The 15,261-nt window shown below is 73.6% G+C and carries 12 protein-coding genes; 3 read left to right on the top strand and 9 right to left on the bottom strand.

Annotated elements, in window-relative coordinates; translation table 11 throughout:
- Positions 1 to 240 precede the first annotated feature (240 nt).
- From ettA to ACFV6D_RS31470, 3 genes are all read left to right on the top strand, one after another.
- The gene (gene ettA, locus ACFV6D_RS31480; RefSeq protein ID WP_079135893.1) at positions 241 to 1,905 is read left to right on the top strand and encodes an energy-dependent translational throttle protein EttA; all 1,665 of its coding nucleotides are present in this window, start codon (positions 241 to 243) and stop codon (positions 1,903 to 1,905) included.
- 109 nt (positions 1,906 to 2,014) lie between these two features.
- A complete protein-coding gene (locus ACFV6D_RS31475) occupies positions 2,015 to 2,458 on the top strand; it encodes a thioesterase family protein (protein ID WP_063349408.1) in 444 nt (147 codons plus the stop codon).
- 33 nt (positions 2,459 to 2,491) lie between these two features.
- Complete coding sequence (locus ACFV6D_RS31470) at positions 2,492 to 3,184, top strand: hypothetical protein (protein WP_063349409.1); 693 nt, start codon at positions 2,492 to 2,494, stop codon at positions 3,182 to 3,184.
- 10 nt (positions 3,185 to 3,194) lie between these two features.
- Here ACFV6D_RS31470 and ACFV6D_RS31465 read toward each other — a convergent pair whose 3' ends face one another.
- From ACFV6D_RS31465 to ACFV6D_RS31425, 9 genes are all read right to left on the bottom strand, one after another.
- Positions 3,195 to 3,599, bottom strand: a complete 405-nt coding sequence (locus ACFV6D_RS31465) for a globin (protein WP_063351424.1) — start codon at positions 3,597 to 3,599, stop codon at positions 3,195 to 3,197.
- A 98-nt stretch (positions 3,600 to 3,697) separates the two neighbouring features.
- Positions 3,698 to 4,846 carry an ABC transporter permease gene (locus tag ACFV6D_RS31460; RefSeq protein ID WP_380337990.1) on the bottom strand — a complete coding sequence of 383 codons (1,149 nt, stop codon included), beginning with the start codon at positions 4,844 to 4,846 and terminating at the stop codon, positions 3,698 to 3,700.
- Complete coding sequence (locus ACFV6D_RS31455) at positions 4,843 to 5,760, bottom strand: ABC transporter ATP-binding protein (RefSeq protein WP_363376284.1); 918 nt, start codon at positions 5,758 to 5,760, stop codon at positions 4,843 to 4,845. Before ACFV6D_RS31455 ends, ACFV6D_RS31460 begins: the two co-directional genes overlap by 4 nt.
- Positions 5,761 to 5,904: 144 nt before the next feature.
- Entirely contained in the window at positions 5,905 to 7,116 is a 1,212-nt protein-coding gene (locus ACFV6D_RS31450) for an FHA domain-containing protein (protein WP_380562158.1), read from the bottom strand.
- A gap of 73 nt (positions 7,117 to 7,189) precedes the next feature.
- Positions 7,190 to 8,548: a VWA domain-containing protein gene (locus tag ACFV6D_RS31445; RefSeq protein ID WP_063349411.1), complete on the bottom strand. Its 1,359-nt coding sequence runs from the start codon at positions 8,546 to 8,548 to the stop codon at positions 7,190 to 7,192.
- A gap of 122 nt (positions 8,549 to 8,670) precedes the next feature.
- Entirely contained in the window at positions 8,671 to 9,981 is a 1,311-nt protein-coding gene (locus ACFV6D_RS31440) for a protein phosphatase 2C domain-containing protein (protein WP_380562156.1), read from the bottom strand.
- Positions 9,982 to 9,984: 3 nt separating this feature from the next.
- Entirely contained in the window at positions 9,985 to 12,558 is a 2,574-nt protein-coding gene (locus ACFV6D_RS31435; protein ID WP_380562154.1) for a tetratricopeptide repeat protein, read from the bottom strand.
- Between the two features lie 5 nt (positions 12,559 to 12,563).
- Positions 12,564 to 13,919 (bottom strand): hypothetical protein, encoded by a 1,356-nt coding sequence (locus ACFV6D_RS31430; RefSeq protein WP_063349413.1) that lies wholly within the window; start codon positions 13,917 to 13,919, stop codon positions 12,564 to 12,566.
- A 192-nt stretch (positions 13,920 to 14,111) separates the two neighbouring features.
- Positions 14,112 to 15,086, bottom strand: coding sequence for a transporter substrate-binding domain-containing protein (locus tag ACFV6D_RS31425; protein WP_380562152.1), 975 nt, complete (start codon positions 15,084 to 15,086; stop codon positions 14,112 to 14,114).
- Positions 15,087 to 15,261 lie beyond the last annotated feature (175 nt).

Below are 15,261 nucleotides of genomic sequence, written 5' to 3'. Positions count from 1 at the left end.
GGCCCCCGGGGCCCCCCCCCCGCCGCCCCCCCCCCGCGGGCGGGGGGGCGGGCCCCGCGGGCGCCCGGGCCGCCCCCCGCCCCGCCCCCCCCCCCGGGGGGGGGGGCGGGGCCTTCGCCGTTCAACGCCGCGCTGCGGATACCCCCGTGGGGCACACCGGGCGTTCGGGGCCCCCGGCCGGGTGCGGCACAATGGAAGGCTGCAAGCCGAATACTCCCGACGACGCCGGAGCGATCTCACGTGGCGGAATACATCTACACGATGCGCAAGGTGCGCAAGGCGCACGGAGACAAGGTCATCCTTGACGACGTGACGCTCAGCTTCCTCCCCGGGGCGAAGATCGGCGTCGTGGGCCCCAACGGCGCGGGCAAGTCCACCGTGCTGAAGATGATGGCCGGCCTGGAGCACCCCTCCAACGGCGACGCCTTCCTCTCGCCCGGTTTCACCGTCGGCATGCTGCTCCAGGAGCCGCCGCTCGACGAGACCAAGACCGTCCTGGAGAACGTCGAGGACGGCGTCAAGGAGATCAAGGGGAAGCTCAACCGCTTCAACGAGATCGCCGAGCTGATGGCGACCGACTACTCGGACGCCCTGCTGGACGAGATGGGCAAGCTCCAGGAGGACCTGGACCACGCCAACGCGTGGGACCTGGAGGCCCAGCTGGAGCAGGCCATGGACGCCCTGGGCTGCCCGCCCGGCGACTGGCCGGTCACCAAGCTCTCCGGTGGCGAGAAGCGCCGCGTGGCGCTCTGCAAGCTGCTGCTGGAGTCCCCCGACCTGCTGCTGCTCGACGAGCCCACCAACCACCTGGACGCCGAGTCGGTGAACTGGCTGGAGCAGCACCTGGCCAAGTACCCCGGCACCGTCGTCGCCGTCACCCACGACCGGTACTTCCTGGACAACGTGGCCGGCTGGATCCTGGAGCTCGACCGCGGCCGCGCCATCGGCTACGAGGGCAACTACTCCACCTACCTGGAGTCCAAGCAGTCCCGCCTCAAGGTCGAGGGCCAGAAGGACGCCAAGCGCGCCAAGCGGCTCCGCGAGGAGCTGGAGTGGGTCCGCTCCAACGCCAAGGGCCGCCAGGCGAAGTCCAAGGCCCGTCTGGCCCGCTACGAGGAGATGGCGGCCGAGGCGGACAAGATGCGGAAGCTGGACTTCGAGGAGATCCAGATCCCGCCGGGCCCGCGTCTGGGCAGCATCGTCATCGAGGTGGAGAACCTCTCCAAGGCCTTCGGCGAGAAGATCCTGATCGACGACCTCAGCTTCACCCTGCCGCGCAACGGCATCGTCGGCATCATCGGCCCCAACGGCGCCGGCAAGACCACGCTGTTCAAGATGCTCCAGGACATGGAGACCCCCGACTCCGGTGTGGTCAAGGTCGGCGAGACCGTCAAGATCAGCTACGTCGACCAGAGCCGCGCCAACATCGACCCGAAGAAGACCCTCTGGGAGGTCGTCTCCGACGGTCTGGACTGGATCAACGTCGGCCAGGTCGAGATGCCGTCCCGCGCCTACGTGTCGGCCTTCGGCTTCAAGGGCCCGGACCAGCAGAAGCCGGCCGGCGTGCTCTCGGGTGGTGAGCGCAACCGCCTGAACCTGGCGCTCACCCTCAAGCAGGGCGGCAACCTGCTGCTCCTCGACGAGCCCACCAACGACCTCGACGTCGAGACGCTCTCCTCGCTGGAGAACGCCCTGCTGGAGTTCCCCGGCTGCGCCGTGGTCATCTCCCACGACCGCTGGTTCCTGGACCGGGTGGCCACCCACATCCTCGCCTACGAGGGCGAGAGCAAGTGGTTCTGGTTCGAGGGCAACTTCGAGTCGTACGAGAAGAACAAGATCGAGCGGCTCGGCGCCGACGCGGCCCGCCCGCACCGGGCCACGTACAAGAAGCTGACCCGCGGCTGACACCCAGCCGTCACGGCGGCCCGGCAGACTGCCCCTCGGGGCGGCCTGCCGGCCGCCGGCCCGCCGCCACCGCACGGCGGCGGGCGACCGGACGTCGAGGAGAACACCTGTGGCCCGCCACATCTACGCCTGCCCGCTGCGCTGGTCCGACATGGACGCGTTCGGCCACGTCAACAACGTGGTCTTCCTGCGCTACCTGGAGGAGGCCCGGATCGACTTCATGTTCACCCAGGCCGCCGAGGCCGGGGCGGGGGAGTTCGCGGGCGGCTCGGTGGTGGCCCGCCACGAGATCGACTACAAGCGTCCGCTGGTGCACCGGCCGGAGCCGGTCACCGTCGAGACCAGGGTGACCCGCATCGGCGGCGCCTCGCTGACCGTGTCCTACGAGATCAAGGACGTCGCCGAGGACGGCACCGAGACGGTGTACGTCCAGGCGTCCACCGTGGTCGTGCCCTACGACCTGGCGGAGGGCCGGCCGCGCCGGATCTCGCCCGTGGAGCGGGAGTTCCTGTCCCGCTTCATGGACGAGGAGCCCGCCGTAGTCGCCGCCTGAGCACCCACCTCCGACGATTCGAGCTGACCCGCGTTGACCATCACCGCCCGCCTCGCCCTCACCGACGCCGGGGAGGCCGCCGACCTCTCCGCGTTCCTGCTGCGCCTGCTGCGCTTCGACAAGGCGGCGGCCGTCCGGTTGCAGGCGGTGGCCCCGGCCGGGGAGGACGGCGTGCTGGCGGTCTTCGGCCGGCTGCCGCTGGGCGGTTCGGGCGCGCTGGCGATCCGCACCGCCCGGCTGACCGGGCCGGCCGAGCCGACCGATCTGACGGTCTCGGCGGGCCAGTTGCTGGACGGCGTGGACGCCGGGACGGGTGCCGTCGCGCTGCCCGCCCCGGTGACCGGGCCGGCCTGGGCCGGGCTGCTGCCGCCGCGCACCGGCTGGCGGCCGGTCGGGGCGCCGCCGGCGGCCGAGGTGTACCCCGAACTGATGGCCGGGGTGCGGGAGTTCCGTGAGCGCAGCGAGGCCGTCCCGGCGCAGCACCGCGGCCGTGCGGTGCTGGACGCGCTGGCCGACGAGATCTGGTCCCGCCCGGTCTCCGTGCTGCCGGAGCTGCCGCTGCGGGCGGTGCACGCGGCGTACGTGATCGGCTTCCTGAAGCCCGGGGCCCCGCTCACCGTGCACCGGGCGGGCGGCTGGCTGCGGCTGAGCGCCCCGGCCGGCTCGGTGGCGGTCCGGACGGTGGCCGCACCCGGCGCGGGGTTGGGGCTCAGCCCGCTCCGCTGACCGGAGGGGATCAGCCCGGGGTGTTGATCATCGAGGCGGCGGCGTAGGTGAGGTAGTCCCAGAGCTGCCGCTCGGCCTCGGCGGGCAGGGCCAGGTCGTCCACGGCCGCCCGCATGTTCCTGAGCCAGGCGTCGTGCGCGGCGCGGTCGACCTTGAACGGCACGTGCCGCATCCGCAGCCGGGGGTGGCCGCGCTGCTCGCTGTAGGTGCGCGGGCCGCCCCAGTACTGCATCAGGAACAGGGTCATCCGCTCCTCGGCCGGGCCGAGGTCCTCCTCGGGGTACATCGGCCGGAGCAACTCGTCCTCGGCGATGCCCTGGTAGAACCGGTGGACCAGTCGCCGGAAGGTCGGTTCGCCGCCGACCTGGTCGAAGAAGGTCTCCTCGCTGAACGTTCCTCGCCGGATCTCTTTCACCCGACCATGGTCGCAGACGCCGACGGGGTCGTACACCGGGACCAAAGGCGTACGACCCCGCAGGGCGTGTGTCGGGGCTCAGGCGACCGGGGCGGCGGTCACACGTCCTCCCACTTGAACAGCTTCCAGGAGATGCCGGTCAGCACGGCCGCGAAGAGCAGCAGTCCGCCCATGGTGGGCAGGGCGTCCATGACGCCGCCGCCGCGGGTCAGCACCGACTGGGCGGCCGTCACCAGGTAGCGCAGCGGCATGACCTTGGAGATGGTCTCCAGCCAGCCGGGCGCGCTGTCCAGCGGGATGAACGCGCCGGACAGGAAGGACATCGGCAGCACGATGATCTGCGAGATGCCGTTGGCCGCCTCCTCGGTCTTGGCGACCGATCCGGCCAGCAGGCCGATCGACATGAAGGCGAGCGTCGCGCAGGCCACCAGCGGGATGACCAGCCACCAGTTGCCGGTGAGCTTGAGCCCGAAGAAGTTGGTGGCGACCGTCAGGAACACGGTGGTCTGGAGGAGCGAGGTCAGCAGCGAGACCAGGATCCTGGAGCTGATGACCGTGCCCGCACTCACCGGGGCCAGCCGCAGCCGGCGCAGCACCTTGCTCTTGCGCCACCCGACCAGGGTCAGTGCGGCACCGAACACCGCGCCGGTGGCGACGGCCCAGCCGAGCAGGCCGGGGGTGAGGAACTGGATCGGCTTGAGCGACTGGTCCTCGACCTGCTGGGCGTCCAGCACGTAGGCCGGCTTCTGGCCGGTGGCGGCCTGGTTGGCGCTCTGGACCACCGAGTTGACGATGCCCCGCAGCGCGCCGGCGCGGACGGTGTCGGCGGCGCTGAAGCGCAGCTCGACCTTGCCGTCCGGACCCTGCTCGATCATCGCGTCGAAGTCGCCCTTGCGGACCTTCTCCAGCGTGGCGGCCGCGTCGTCGGTCCTGGTGATGGTGAGGACCTTGTCCAGGTCGACCCGGCCCTCGCCCTGGATCGAGTCGAACAGCTTCACCGCGCCGACCTGCGCCACCTTGGCGTGCGGGCTGCTGGAGCCCTTGCCCACGGTGCCGAAGAACACCAGGAACACCAGCGGGAAGAGCAGGATGAAGAAGGTCGCGGTGCGGTCGCGCTTCATGCCGAGCAGCATCGCGCGGGACAGGCTCCAGAACGCGCTGACCCGCTCCCGCTCGGCGCTCGCGCCGCCGCTCGGACCGTCGCTCCGGGCGGGGGTCTTCGGCTCGGTGGACGTGCTGGCGGTCATGCGCGGTACTCCCGTCCGGTCAGCTGGAGGAAGACGTCCTCCAGGGTGGCGCCGCGCACTTCGAGGCCGCGCAGCGCGTTCTGCTCGGCCAGGACGCTCAGGACCGGGGCCGGGAGGCGGGTGGAGACGGAGAGCGAGACGCTGTCGTCCTCCAGGGCGGCGATGTCGGCGCCGGCCGCGGTGAGCAGGTCCCGGGCGCGCTCGACGGACAGCTGGCCGGACGCGACGCTGATCCGGACGGTGTCGTCGATCTCGCGGATCAGCGTCGCCGGGGCGCCGGTGTGCAGGATCTTCCCGTGGTCCATGATCGAGACCCGGTCGCAGAGCACCTCGGCCTCGTCCAGGTAGTGGGTGGTGAGGACGACCGTGCGGCCCTCGCCGTTGATGTCCCGCAGGAGGTCCCAGAGGTTGCGCCGGGCCTGCGGGTCGAGGCCGGTGGTGGGCTCGTCCAGGAAGACGATCTCCGGGTCGTGGGCCAGCGCGCAGGCGATCGACAGGCGCTGCGCCTGACCGCCCGACATCTGGTCGGTCATGACGTCGGCCTTGTCGGTCAGGCCGACCCGCTCCAGCATCGCGTCGGCCCGCTTGGGGCCGACCCCGTAGAACGACGCGAAGGTGCGGATGGTCTCCCGGGCCGTCAGTTTCCGGAAGAAGGCGGAGGCCTGGAACTGCACGCCGATGCGCGGCAGCAGTTTCGGATTGCGCGGCCAGGGAGCCATCCCCAGCAGCTCGACCCGGCCCTCGTCCGGCTTGCGGACGCCTTCCAGGATCTCCATCGTGGTGGTCTTCCCGGCGCCGTTGGGGCCCAGGATTCCGTAAAATTCGCCGGCCTCGACGGTGAGGGACACCCCGTCGACGGCCTGCACGTCCCCGTACCGCTGACGGATGCCGTCGGCGGATATAGCTGCAGTCATGTGGCCTGAGCCTAGGGCTTGCGGAGGGCCCTGTGCACGTCGGTGACGACGAAATTTGTGGATTGTCCGAGGGATCGGGAACAAGCCGGGCCGGGCGGAAGTTGAATTCCACCCGGCCCGGCCGGAGTTGTTGCCGACGGTCTTTCAGGCGCGGTGCACCGTGATCGTCGTCCAGGCGCCGATGTGGATCCGGTCGCCGTCGTTCAGCGGCACGGCGGTGTGCGGGGCGATCGGCTCCGCGCCGCCGTTCACGGTGGTGCCGTTGGTCGAGTCCTGGTCCACCAGGACCCAGCTGCCGTCCGCCTGTTCGGCGAGCAGCGCGTGCTGGTGCGAGGCGCCCGGGTCCTCCGGCGGCACCGACAGGTCGATCTCCGGCACGGTGCCGCGGTGCTGGCTGCGCCGCCCGATCCGCAGCTGGCCGCGGCCGGTCAGCGGGATGCGCCGCTCGGGGCAGTACGGCGGGAAGAACAGCCCGGCCGCCTCGGGGCCGCTGCGGGCCATCATCTCGGTGAAGTACTCGCGGTCGGCGGAGACCACCGCGATCCAGTTGGCCCGGAGCGGCTCCGCGGGGGCCGCCGCCGGCTGTGGCTGCTGAGGCTGGGGCTGCTGCTGATGCGGCGGGGCGAGGTGGAACGAGGTGCCGAAGTCGCCGCCGCGGTTGTTGGGGCCGGGGGGCTCGGCGTACACCGGGCCGGAGTCCTCGCGGACGGGGGCCTCGGGGAACGCCCCCTCCGGCGCGGGCCCCTCCGGCCCGTTGGCGGGCAGGGAGGGAGGGTAGCCGTAGGTGTGCGCGGGCGCGGCGGCCTGCTGCGGGTGCTGGGTGTGCTGCGGCTGTGGCTGCTGCGGGACGGGCGGGCCGTACGGCGGTTGGCCGTACGGCGGCTGGGCGGCCGGCGCGCCGCCGTACGCCGCCGGGATGTTCAGCGGCTGCTGCGCCTGGCGGCGCGAGGGGGTGGAGAGCTCGTAGTCGTATCCGCACTCCTCGCAGAACCGTCCGGTCTGCGGGCTGCGGCAGATCGGGCAGACCGTCAGGCCCTCGGTCAGGTTGGGGTAGCCCTGGGCCGGTGGCGGCGGCATCGCGCCGGGCTGTGGCGGGACGTTCCCCGGCGGCACCGGCGGAGGCGACGGCGGCGCGCCGTAGGGCGTACCGCGGTGGTCCGGGTGCTGGGACTGCTCGAACGAGCCGGGCGCCTCGGGCGCCGGGTGGGAGCCGTACGCCCCCGGGTGGGTCCCGTGGGCCCCGTGGGCTCCCGGGTGGGCTCCGGGCGGCGGCGGGGCCAGCGGAGTCATCGGGAAGCCGCAGAAGTCGCACCAGTCCTCGGCCTGCGACTCGTGGCCCCTCGGGCAGATCGGCATCAGTTCCCCCTCACATCGAGCCGGCTTGGGGCGGCGTCGCACCGGGTCGTCGGCCCGGTCACGTCTTCAGCGGTCACTTCTTCACACGCACCGTCTTGGTCGACCGGGTCTCAAGGGTCATCGAGTCGGCCTCGCTCACGTTCTTACGGAACCGAACCGTACCCTCCTTCGGGTCCACCACGTCCACCACCTTCTGCAGCAGTTTGTAGGTGCCCTCGTTGCCGGTCGCGTGCGCGATCCGGACGGCGGCGCCCAGCTTGGAGGTGGCGGTGTCGACGTCCCCGGCCCGGTGGGCCTCCAGGCCCTCCTGGATGGAGGAGGCCAGCTCGGCCTGCCCGGTGTAGTGGGCGACCTGCGGGCTGATCCGGGTGGAGGAGGCCAGGTCGTCGGTCCACACCGCCTTGACCAGGCCCTGGGAGAGCACCTCCGGGGTGCCGCTGCCGACCTGCGGGGGCAGCACCAGGCTGATCCGGGCGGCGAGCATCTCGTTGCCGATGGAGGCGGCCGGGACCTCGACGCAGACGTGGTAGTCGCGGCTCTCGTCGCCCCAGGAGCCGGTGGGGTAGTCGCCGGCCCGGGGGCCGGCCTCGGCGCGCCGGGCGGTGAGGTCCTCGACCGCGGGGGCGACCTGCTTGACGAACTTGACCGCGGCGTTGGCCGGGGTCCAGATCCGCAGCGCGACGTCGGCGACCTGCTTGCCCATGGCGCCGGCCATCATCGAGCGGAAGTCCTCGGCCAGGCCGGAGGGTTCGGCGACGATGTCGACGGTGCCGAGCAGCGCCGAGGAGATCTTGCGCAGCTCGTCGATCCGCCAGTCGGTGCCGACGCCGCGGCAGTCGGCGGTGAAGTGGCCGGTGACCCGCTCGATGGCGCGTTCCAGGTCGACCGCCGACTCGTGCTCGTTGTTGCCGTCGGTGAGCAGGACGGCGTGCCGGATGGCGATGTCGCGGCGGGTCAGGAAGAGCTTGTCGGCCTTGGCCAGCCAGGTGCCCATCGCGGTGCCGCCGGCGGCGGTGAGGCGGCGCAGGGACTCCTTGGCGTGGCCGCGGGTGGTGGCGGAGGCGGTGGCGAGGGTGCCGTCGCCGGGGTAGATGTCGCGGGCCTCGTGGGTGCCGGCGACCACGGCGAAGGCGGTGCCGTCGCGCAGCGCGTCGATGGCGGCGGCGGTGGCCTCGCGGGCGCCGTTGATCTTGGTTTTGGGGTAGTCCATCGAGCCCGAGCAGTCCACCAGGATCACCACGGCTGCGGCGGTGTCGGCGCTCTGCGGGCCGCCCGCGTCGGCGATGCCGAGCGGGCGGCCGCCGGAGGTGCCGCCGCCGGTCGCGGTGACCGTGACGATGGCGTTGACCTCGCGGGCGCCGTCGGCAAGGTACTCGTTCTGGAAGATCTCCACGTCGAACCTGGGCAGGTTCGGCTTCGCCAGTGTTGCCATGGGCCGGTGGCTCCCGTCGGAAGGGTCGTCGGTACGGATCGGGCGGTGGGGGCCGGCCGCGTCGGGGGCGGGCCGGCGGACCGGGTGGCCGCCGGGGTCGGCCCCGGGCGGGCGGCGTCCGGTCAGGCCGTCGGCGGGTGCGGCGGCTGCGGGGGGACGGCGGGTGCGGTCGGCGGTGCGGCGGGCGGTGCCGGCGGGGCGGTGGGGGGCAGCGGGGCGGCGGGGGAGCCGATCACCGGGAGGTCCGGCAGGGTCGGCTCGTAGTCCTCGTCCTCCTCGGCGGCCCTCCTGGCACCCGCCGCGGTGATCAGCGGCAGGTCGAGCGCGGTGGCGGTCCGGGGGTCGTCCTCGTCCTCGCCCTGGTCCTCGGCACCGGCGCCCGCGGCCGGCGGGTCGATCGGCAGGACGGCGACGGTGATGTTGTCGTGGCCGCCGGCGGCGACCGCGAACTTCACCAGGGTCTGCGCCGCCGCGAGCGGTTCGGTGCGGGCGTCCGGCCGGACGAAGTACGCCAGGTCGGTGGCGGCCTCGGCGTAGTTCCACAGTCCGTCGGTGCAGATCAGCAGCACCCCGGGGACGTGCGGCGTGAAGTCGAGGGTGTGCGGGACGACCTCCTCGGCGTCGGCGCCGAGCCACCCGGTGATCGCGTGGGCGCGCGGGTCGGCGTACGCCTCGGCCTCGCTCATCAGCCCGGCCTCGACCATCCGGGCCGCCCAGGAGTCGTCCTGGGTGAGCCGGAAGGGCTCGGCGCCGGCGCGGTCGTCCGGGATCCAGTAGGCGCGGGTGTCGCCGACCCAGCCGATGGTGATCCGGCCGCCGGAGGCTATGGCGCTGACGTAGGTGCAGGCGGGCGCGTTGAGGTCGGGCCGGGCGGGCCCGGGGCCGGCCTGGGCGAGGTCGGCGACGGCCCCGGCGGCGTCGGCGATGGCCTGGCGCATGGCGGCGGTGGGTTCGCGGCCCGCCTCCAGGGCGCTCAGCAGCGACTCGGAGGCGGCGTCGACGGCGGTCTCGGAGGCCTCGTCCGGCCGGTCGGAGGAGGAGACGCCGTCGCAGACCACGGCGACCACGACGGGCTCGCCGCCGGGCAGCGAGGTGGCGGCGATGGTGAAGGAGTCCTCGTTGCGGTGGTGGCGCAGGCCGCGGTCGCTGACCCCGGCGACGCCCGCGAGGGACTTCTCCATGTGGTCGCGCGGGCGCGGCTGGGCGCCGCCGCAGGCCTCGCAGTAGCCGTCCGCGGTGACCTGCGGCAGCCCGCAGTGCGCGCAGACCGGCCCGTGCTGGGGCGGGGCGCCCTCGGCCCGGGCGGCGGCCCAGTTCGCGGGCATCGCGCCCGGGGCGGCCCGGCCGTCCCGGCTGGCGCCGCAGGCGCCGCAGTAGGCGTCCTCCGGCTCCAGCGGTTCGGAACAGCTCGGGCACACGGTCTGCTGCGGCATCGGCTACACCCACGTCCTGGGGCGGGCGCGGTTGGCCCGCTCCACCATTTCGATCCTGGTCTCGGCCCGGTCGGCCAACCGGGCGAGTACCCGGTAGGACTGTTCCAGGGCGAAGCGCAGTTCCCGCTCCACCGCAGGTCGTCCCAGCACCGTGGTGCCGCCGCCCTGCTGGGCGCCGGTCGAGCCCGCGGTGACCCAGCCGAGGGCGGCGCCGAGCAGTTCGACGGCCAGTTCCTCGCGGCGGCGGTCGTCCAGGCGCAGCGCGGTCAGCTGGTCGGAGCTGGCGCCGAGGTCGGCGGCGAGCGGGTCGGTGGCGGGCCGTTCGCGCAGCCGGGCGCGGACGGCCGCGATCCGGGCGGCCGTGTACTGGTTGGAGGTGGCCGGGACGGACTCCAGGACGCGGACGGCGCCGGGCCGGTCGTCCTCGGCGAGCCGGACCCGGGCGAGCCCGAAGGCGGCGCTGAGGTAGGCCGGGTCGGTGGTCCAGACGAGTCGGTAGAACTCGGCGGCGTCGCCGCCGTCGCCGAGGAGTTCGGCGCAGATGGCGAGGGCCAGCTTGGGGGCGGCCTCGCCGGGGAAGGCGTCGTAGACCGCGTCGAAGGCCTCGGCGGCGGCGCGCAGCCCGGCCTCGTCGGGCGAAGCCGGGCCGTCCGGGCCGCCTGCCGCGCCGACCAGGGCGACCGAGCTGCCAGGGCCGTCCGGGCCGTGCACGGCGCCGACCAGGGCGACCAGGCCGCGGTACCAGACGACCCGCCAGTCGTCCGGGTACTCCCGCTCCAGGGCGTCGAGGGCTTCCTCGGCGGCGGCGCGGCGGCCGAGTTCGAGGTGGGCGCGCAGTTCGCGCAGCCGCCGTTCGATGGAGAGGGCGGGCGCGCCGGCCAGGGCGGCGAGCGCCTCCTCGGGGTCGGTGGCGAGCAGGGTGGCGAGGAAGCCGGCGTTGGGGTCGCCGGGGTCGACGCGCGGGACGGGCAGTGCGAGGGCGGCGGCGGCCGGGTCGAGGGCGGTCACCAGGAGCTGTCCGGGCTGCTCGGTGGGCATGACCAACTCGGTGTCCACGACGCGTAGTTCGGGGCCGAAGAGGGTGGACAGGGCGGGCCGGGCCCGGCCGTCCTGGAGGGCGAGTATCTCGCGCAGCACGCCGGTGAGCTGGTCGGCCATCTCGTCGGCGGAGGAGAAGCGGCGGGCCGGGTCCGGGTCGGTGGCGCGGACCAGGAAGCGGTAGTACGACTCGTAGCGGGCGAAGACCTCGACGTCCTCGGGGCCGGGCAGGGTGTCCCGGTAGGTGGTGCTGTAGCCCTGGAAGTCGAAGGTGAGCACTGCGAGGGTGCGGGCCACGGTGTAGAGGTCGGAGGCGGGGGAGGGGCCGTGGGTGGCGATCTCGGGGGCCTGGTAGCCGACGGTGCCGTAGATCGGGCCGTCGTGGTCGAGGCGGCAGACGGCGCCCATGTCGATGATCTTGAGCGCGTCGCCGCTCTGGATCACGTTGTCGATCTTGAAGTCGCAGTAGATCAGGCCCCGGCTGTGCAGGTACCCGAGTGCGGGCAGTGCCTCCAGCGCGTACGCGATCGCCTGCTCGACGGGCAGCGGCTCGCGCCGGCCGTCCGGGGTGCGGCGGTCGTTGGCGATGTCCTTGAGCGACTTGCCGCCGACGTACTCCATCACGATGTAGCCGTCGGTGGAGCCGGAGCCCAGGTCCAGGTGCTCGGCGAAGTTGATGATCCGGACGATGTTCGGGTGGTCCACCTCGGCCAGGAAGCGGCGCTCGGCGACGGCCACGGCGAGCGCGTCCTCGTCCCCGGTGTCCAGCAGGCCCTTCAGGACCACCCACTTGTCGTTGACCCGCCGGTCGATCGCCAGGTAGATCCAGCCGAGGCCGCCGTGCGCCAGGCAGCCCACCACCTCGTACTGCCCGCCGACCAGGTCGCCGCGGCGCAGCTTGGGCGTGAACGAGTACGGCGTGCCGCACTTGGTGCAGAAGCCGTCCGGGCGGCCCGGCCGGCCGTTCTTCTCCCGGCCCACCGGGGTCTCGCACTTGGAGCAGAACCGCTTGCGCTCCGGGACCTCCGGGTTCTCCAGCACCGCCAGCGACGGGTCGGCCGTCTCGACGGTCGGCACCGTCACCAGGCCGGCGCCCAGCCGGTTGCGGGTGCCCGCGCTGACGCTGCCGCGGGTGCTGCGCACCGAGACCGAGCGGCTGCTGCCGGTGCGGGTCGAGCGGTGCGAGCGGGAGCGGCCGGACATCGAGCGGGCCGAGCCGGTGCGGGTCGAGCGGATCGAGCCGCTGCGCGCCGAGTCGGTGGAGACCCGGGAGGACGGGACGTAGGGCTGGGTGACGCCGGTGTCGCCGCCGGGCGGGGTGAGGCCGCACTCGTCGCAGTAGCCGTCGGTGTCGATGGCGCCTGAACAGTCCCGGGGGCAGGGCGCGCCGGGGCCGGCGGCCGGCGGGGCGCCGGTGGCCGCCGTCGAAGCTGCCACGGTGCCGCCGCCCGCCGGGGCGAGCCCGCACTCGTCGCAGTAGCCGTCCGCGTCGATCCTGCCGTTGCCGGAGCACTCCGGCCGTACGCACGTCCCGCCCATCAACCTCAGCCCCCCTGGACCTGTCCGTCGACCGGCGTCTGGCCGGTCGTCTCCTGTGCGGCCTCGGCCTGCGCCGGCCGCAGCGACTGCTGGAAGCGGGCCACCGCGGCGGCCGCCGCCCGCAGGTCGCAGGGCGCGCTCCACAGCAGCCAGCGCGCCTTCTCGTACCGCTCGATCACTTCCGGGTCCTCGGAGACCCGCAGCCGGGCGGCCATCGCCTTGTAGGCGTCCAGCCGGCCGCGCAGTTCGGCGCGGACGGCCAGCGGCTGGGTCACCTCGGTGAGCGACTGCCGGGCCCGGGCCAGCTCCTTGGCGGCGGCGTCCTCCAGCGTGTCCAGCAGCGGCGCCAGCCGGCCCCACTGCCCGCCCTGGCGCAACTCCAGTGCCGTCACGATCCGTTCGCGCAGCGCCGAGGCCGGCCCGGGTACCGCCGGGACGTCGCTGGAGGCTATCTTCGCCAGCACCTCGCCGCGCGCCCGGCGGGCCTCGGCCAGGGTGGCGTCGGCCCGTTGGAGCAGGTCGCCGACGCCCTGGAGGCGCTCCTCGGCGTCGTCGCGCAGCCGCAGGAGGTTCTCCAGTTCCACCCGGACGCCGTCCAGCGCCCGCCCGGCCCGGTCGAACCGCTCGGTGTCCACCACCCCGGCGGGGGTGGCGAAGGCGCCGCCCTCCGGCACGGTGCCGCGCTGGGCGGGCACCCGGGCCGGGCGCCACAGCGCCAGCGGGTCCTCGCGCACCTCGGCGCGCAGCCCGGTGAGGTCGGCGTCCAGTCCGGCCAGGTCGTCGGCGAGCGGGTGGCCGCCGGCCCGCACGCCGAGCGAGGCGGCGAGGTTGCCCACCCGGTGGAGTTCGGCCAGCAGCAGGTCGATCCGGGCCGGCAGCGCCGACCAGACCGCGTCGGCGGCGCTGACCACCTCCAGCACGGTGGCGTACCAGGAGTTCATCCGGGTCATCAGCGCGTCCAGGCTGATCCGCTCGACCAGCCGGGCGGGCGCGCCGAGCAGTTGCGGGCCGTCCGGCAGCGCGCCGCCGGGGACGGTCACCGCGTCGCCGGTGAGCAGTTCGCTCAGCTCGGCGAGTTCGGGCGCGCCGGGCTTGGCCTTGCGGGCCCGTACCGCGCGCGCCGAGGCCAGTGCCTCCGCGTAGCGGTCGAACAGGGCCCAGAGCAGTGGCAGGCCCTTCCCGGCGACGGACCAGCGCTCCAGCGTGCGTCCGGTCAGTTCGGCGCCGTCGAGCAGCCGCAGGCCCGGATGGTCCTGGAGGGCGAGCAGCGCCGACTCGACCGCGTCCCGCTCCGCGCCGAGGCGCGCCAGCGCGCGGTCCACCTCCTCCCGGTTCAGTACCGGGCCAGCCGAAGCCGCCAACGCCGTGTCCTTCCTTCCTCGCGTGCGATCCCGACGTACCTGACGTGCGATCCCACGACAACCCCCGTGCCCACCACCGGTCTCCCCGTGGTGATCGTCCCGAACCCTAGCCGGTGGCCGTTCGGGCGGAGCGGGCGGTGGGCGTCAAGACCGCGTCAACGGCCTGCTGACGCGCGTGCGCCGCCCGGTGCGTCAGCGGGCCGGCCAGTACAGGCCGGGGTCCTTGGAGTTCTCGGGCAGGTAGGGCTGGACCCACCGCTCGAACGACTTCTGCCAGCCCTTGTCCTTGTCCGTGTAGTAGTCGGAGATCACCTGGTTGACCCGGGCGGTGAGGTCGGTGCTGTTCTGGCGCATCGCGACACCGATCGTCTCCGGCTGTTCGAAGCCGTCCACCACCTTCACCGTCTGGTCCTGCGCGGCCTGGCCGACCGCCAGTTCGTCGTCGGTCATGGTGGCGTCGACCTTGCCGAGCTGCATGCGGACCAGGCAGTCGAGCTGGTTGGTCACCAGGACGAGCTGCTTGGCGCTCTTCTTCGCGTTCAGCACGTCCTTGGCGACCGAGCCGTCCGCGGCGCAGACCGTCTTGCCGCCGATCGCCTCGTCGAGGTTCTTGGCCGTGGACGACCGGGGCACCAGGACCCGCTGCTTGATATTGAAGTACGACCGGGAGAAGGCGACCTTCTTCAGGTTGGCGCAGCTGATCGTCATGGTGCGGACGATCAGGTCGACCTGGTTGCCCGTGAGGGCGTCGGCCCGGCCGGCGGTCGACACCGGCTTGAGCACCACCTTGGCCGGGTCGCCCATGACGGCCGCGCCGATCGCCCTCGCGAGGTCGATGTCGAAGCCTTCGAGCTCACCGGTGTTCGGGTTGCGGGCGCCCCAGCGGTAGCTGTTCTGGTCCACGCCGATGATCAGGGTGCCCTTGGCCTTGATGGCCTTCACCGCCGTGCCGTCCACGGTGCTCGGCGGCACGGTGCTGGTCAGGTCGCAGGACTCGGCCTCTTCCTGCCCGGCCTGTTCCTGCCCGGTCGGCCGGACGGCCTGCGGTGCGCCCGTGGCGGTCGCGGGTACGGCGCCGGACGGCCCGCCCCCGCCGAGCACGGCCGCACCGGCGGCCAGCAGCGCCAGCGCGGCGGCCGGCCTGGTGCGTACGGATCTCCTGCGCATGTGTCCGTTCCCCCCCTCTACCGGTACTCGGCCAGTCGGCGGCCCAGGCCGCGCAGCGCGGCGGCCGCGGGCGCCCCCCCGAGCAGCGCGGCCGCGCGGGCGGGGGGGCGGCGGGGGGGAGGGGGCCCGCGGCCGGGGGGTGCTGGGGGCAACGCTGCTGCGCCTGGTGCGCTCC

Source organism: Kitasatospora sp. NPDC059812 (genome assembly GCF_042732075.1).
Lineage (GTDB): Bacteria > Actinomycetota > Actinomycetes > Streptomycetales > Streptomycetaceae > Kitasatospora.
This window is presented reverse-complemented; position numbering and strand designations above follow the sequence as displayed.

Coding starts and splice junctions, on each gene's coding strand:
- ACFV6D_RS31445 (WP_063349411.1), bottom strand. CDS start 8,548: ATGGCAACACTGGCGAAGCCGAACCTGCCCAGGTTCGACGTGGAGATC.
- ACFV6D_RS31435 (WP_380562154.1), bottom strand. CDS start 12,558: ATGGGCGGGACGTGCGTACGGCCGGAGTGCTCCGGCAACGGCAGGATC.
- ACFV6D_RS31440 (WP_380562156.1), bottom strand. CDS start 9,981: ATGCCGCAGCAGACCGTGTGCCCGAGCTGTTCCGAACCGCTGGAGCCG.
- ACFV6D_RS31450 (WP_380562158.1), bottom strand. CDS start 7,116: ATGCCGATCTGCCCGAGGGGCCACGAGTCGCAGGCCGAGGACTGGTGC.
- ACFV6D_RS31455 (WP_363376284.1), bottom strand. CDS start 5,760: ATGACTGCAGCTATATCCGCCGACGGCATCCGTCAGCGGTACGGGGAC.
- ACFV6D_RS31425 (WP_380562152.1), bottom strand. CDS start 15,086: ATGCGCAGGAGATCCGTACGCACCAGGCCGGCCGCCGCGCTGGCGCTG.
- ACFV6D_RS31460 (WP_380337990.1), bottom strand. CDS start 4,846: ATGACCGCCAGCACGTCCACCGAGCCGAAGACCCCCGCCCGGAGCGAC.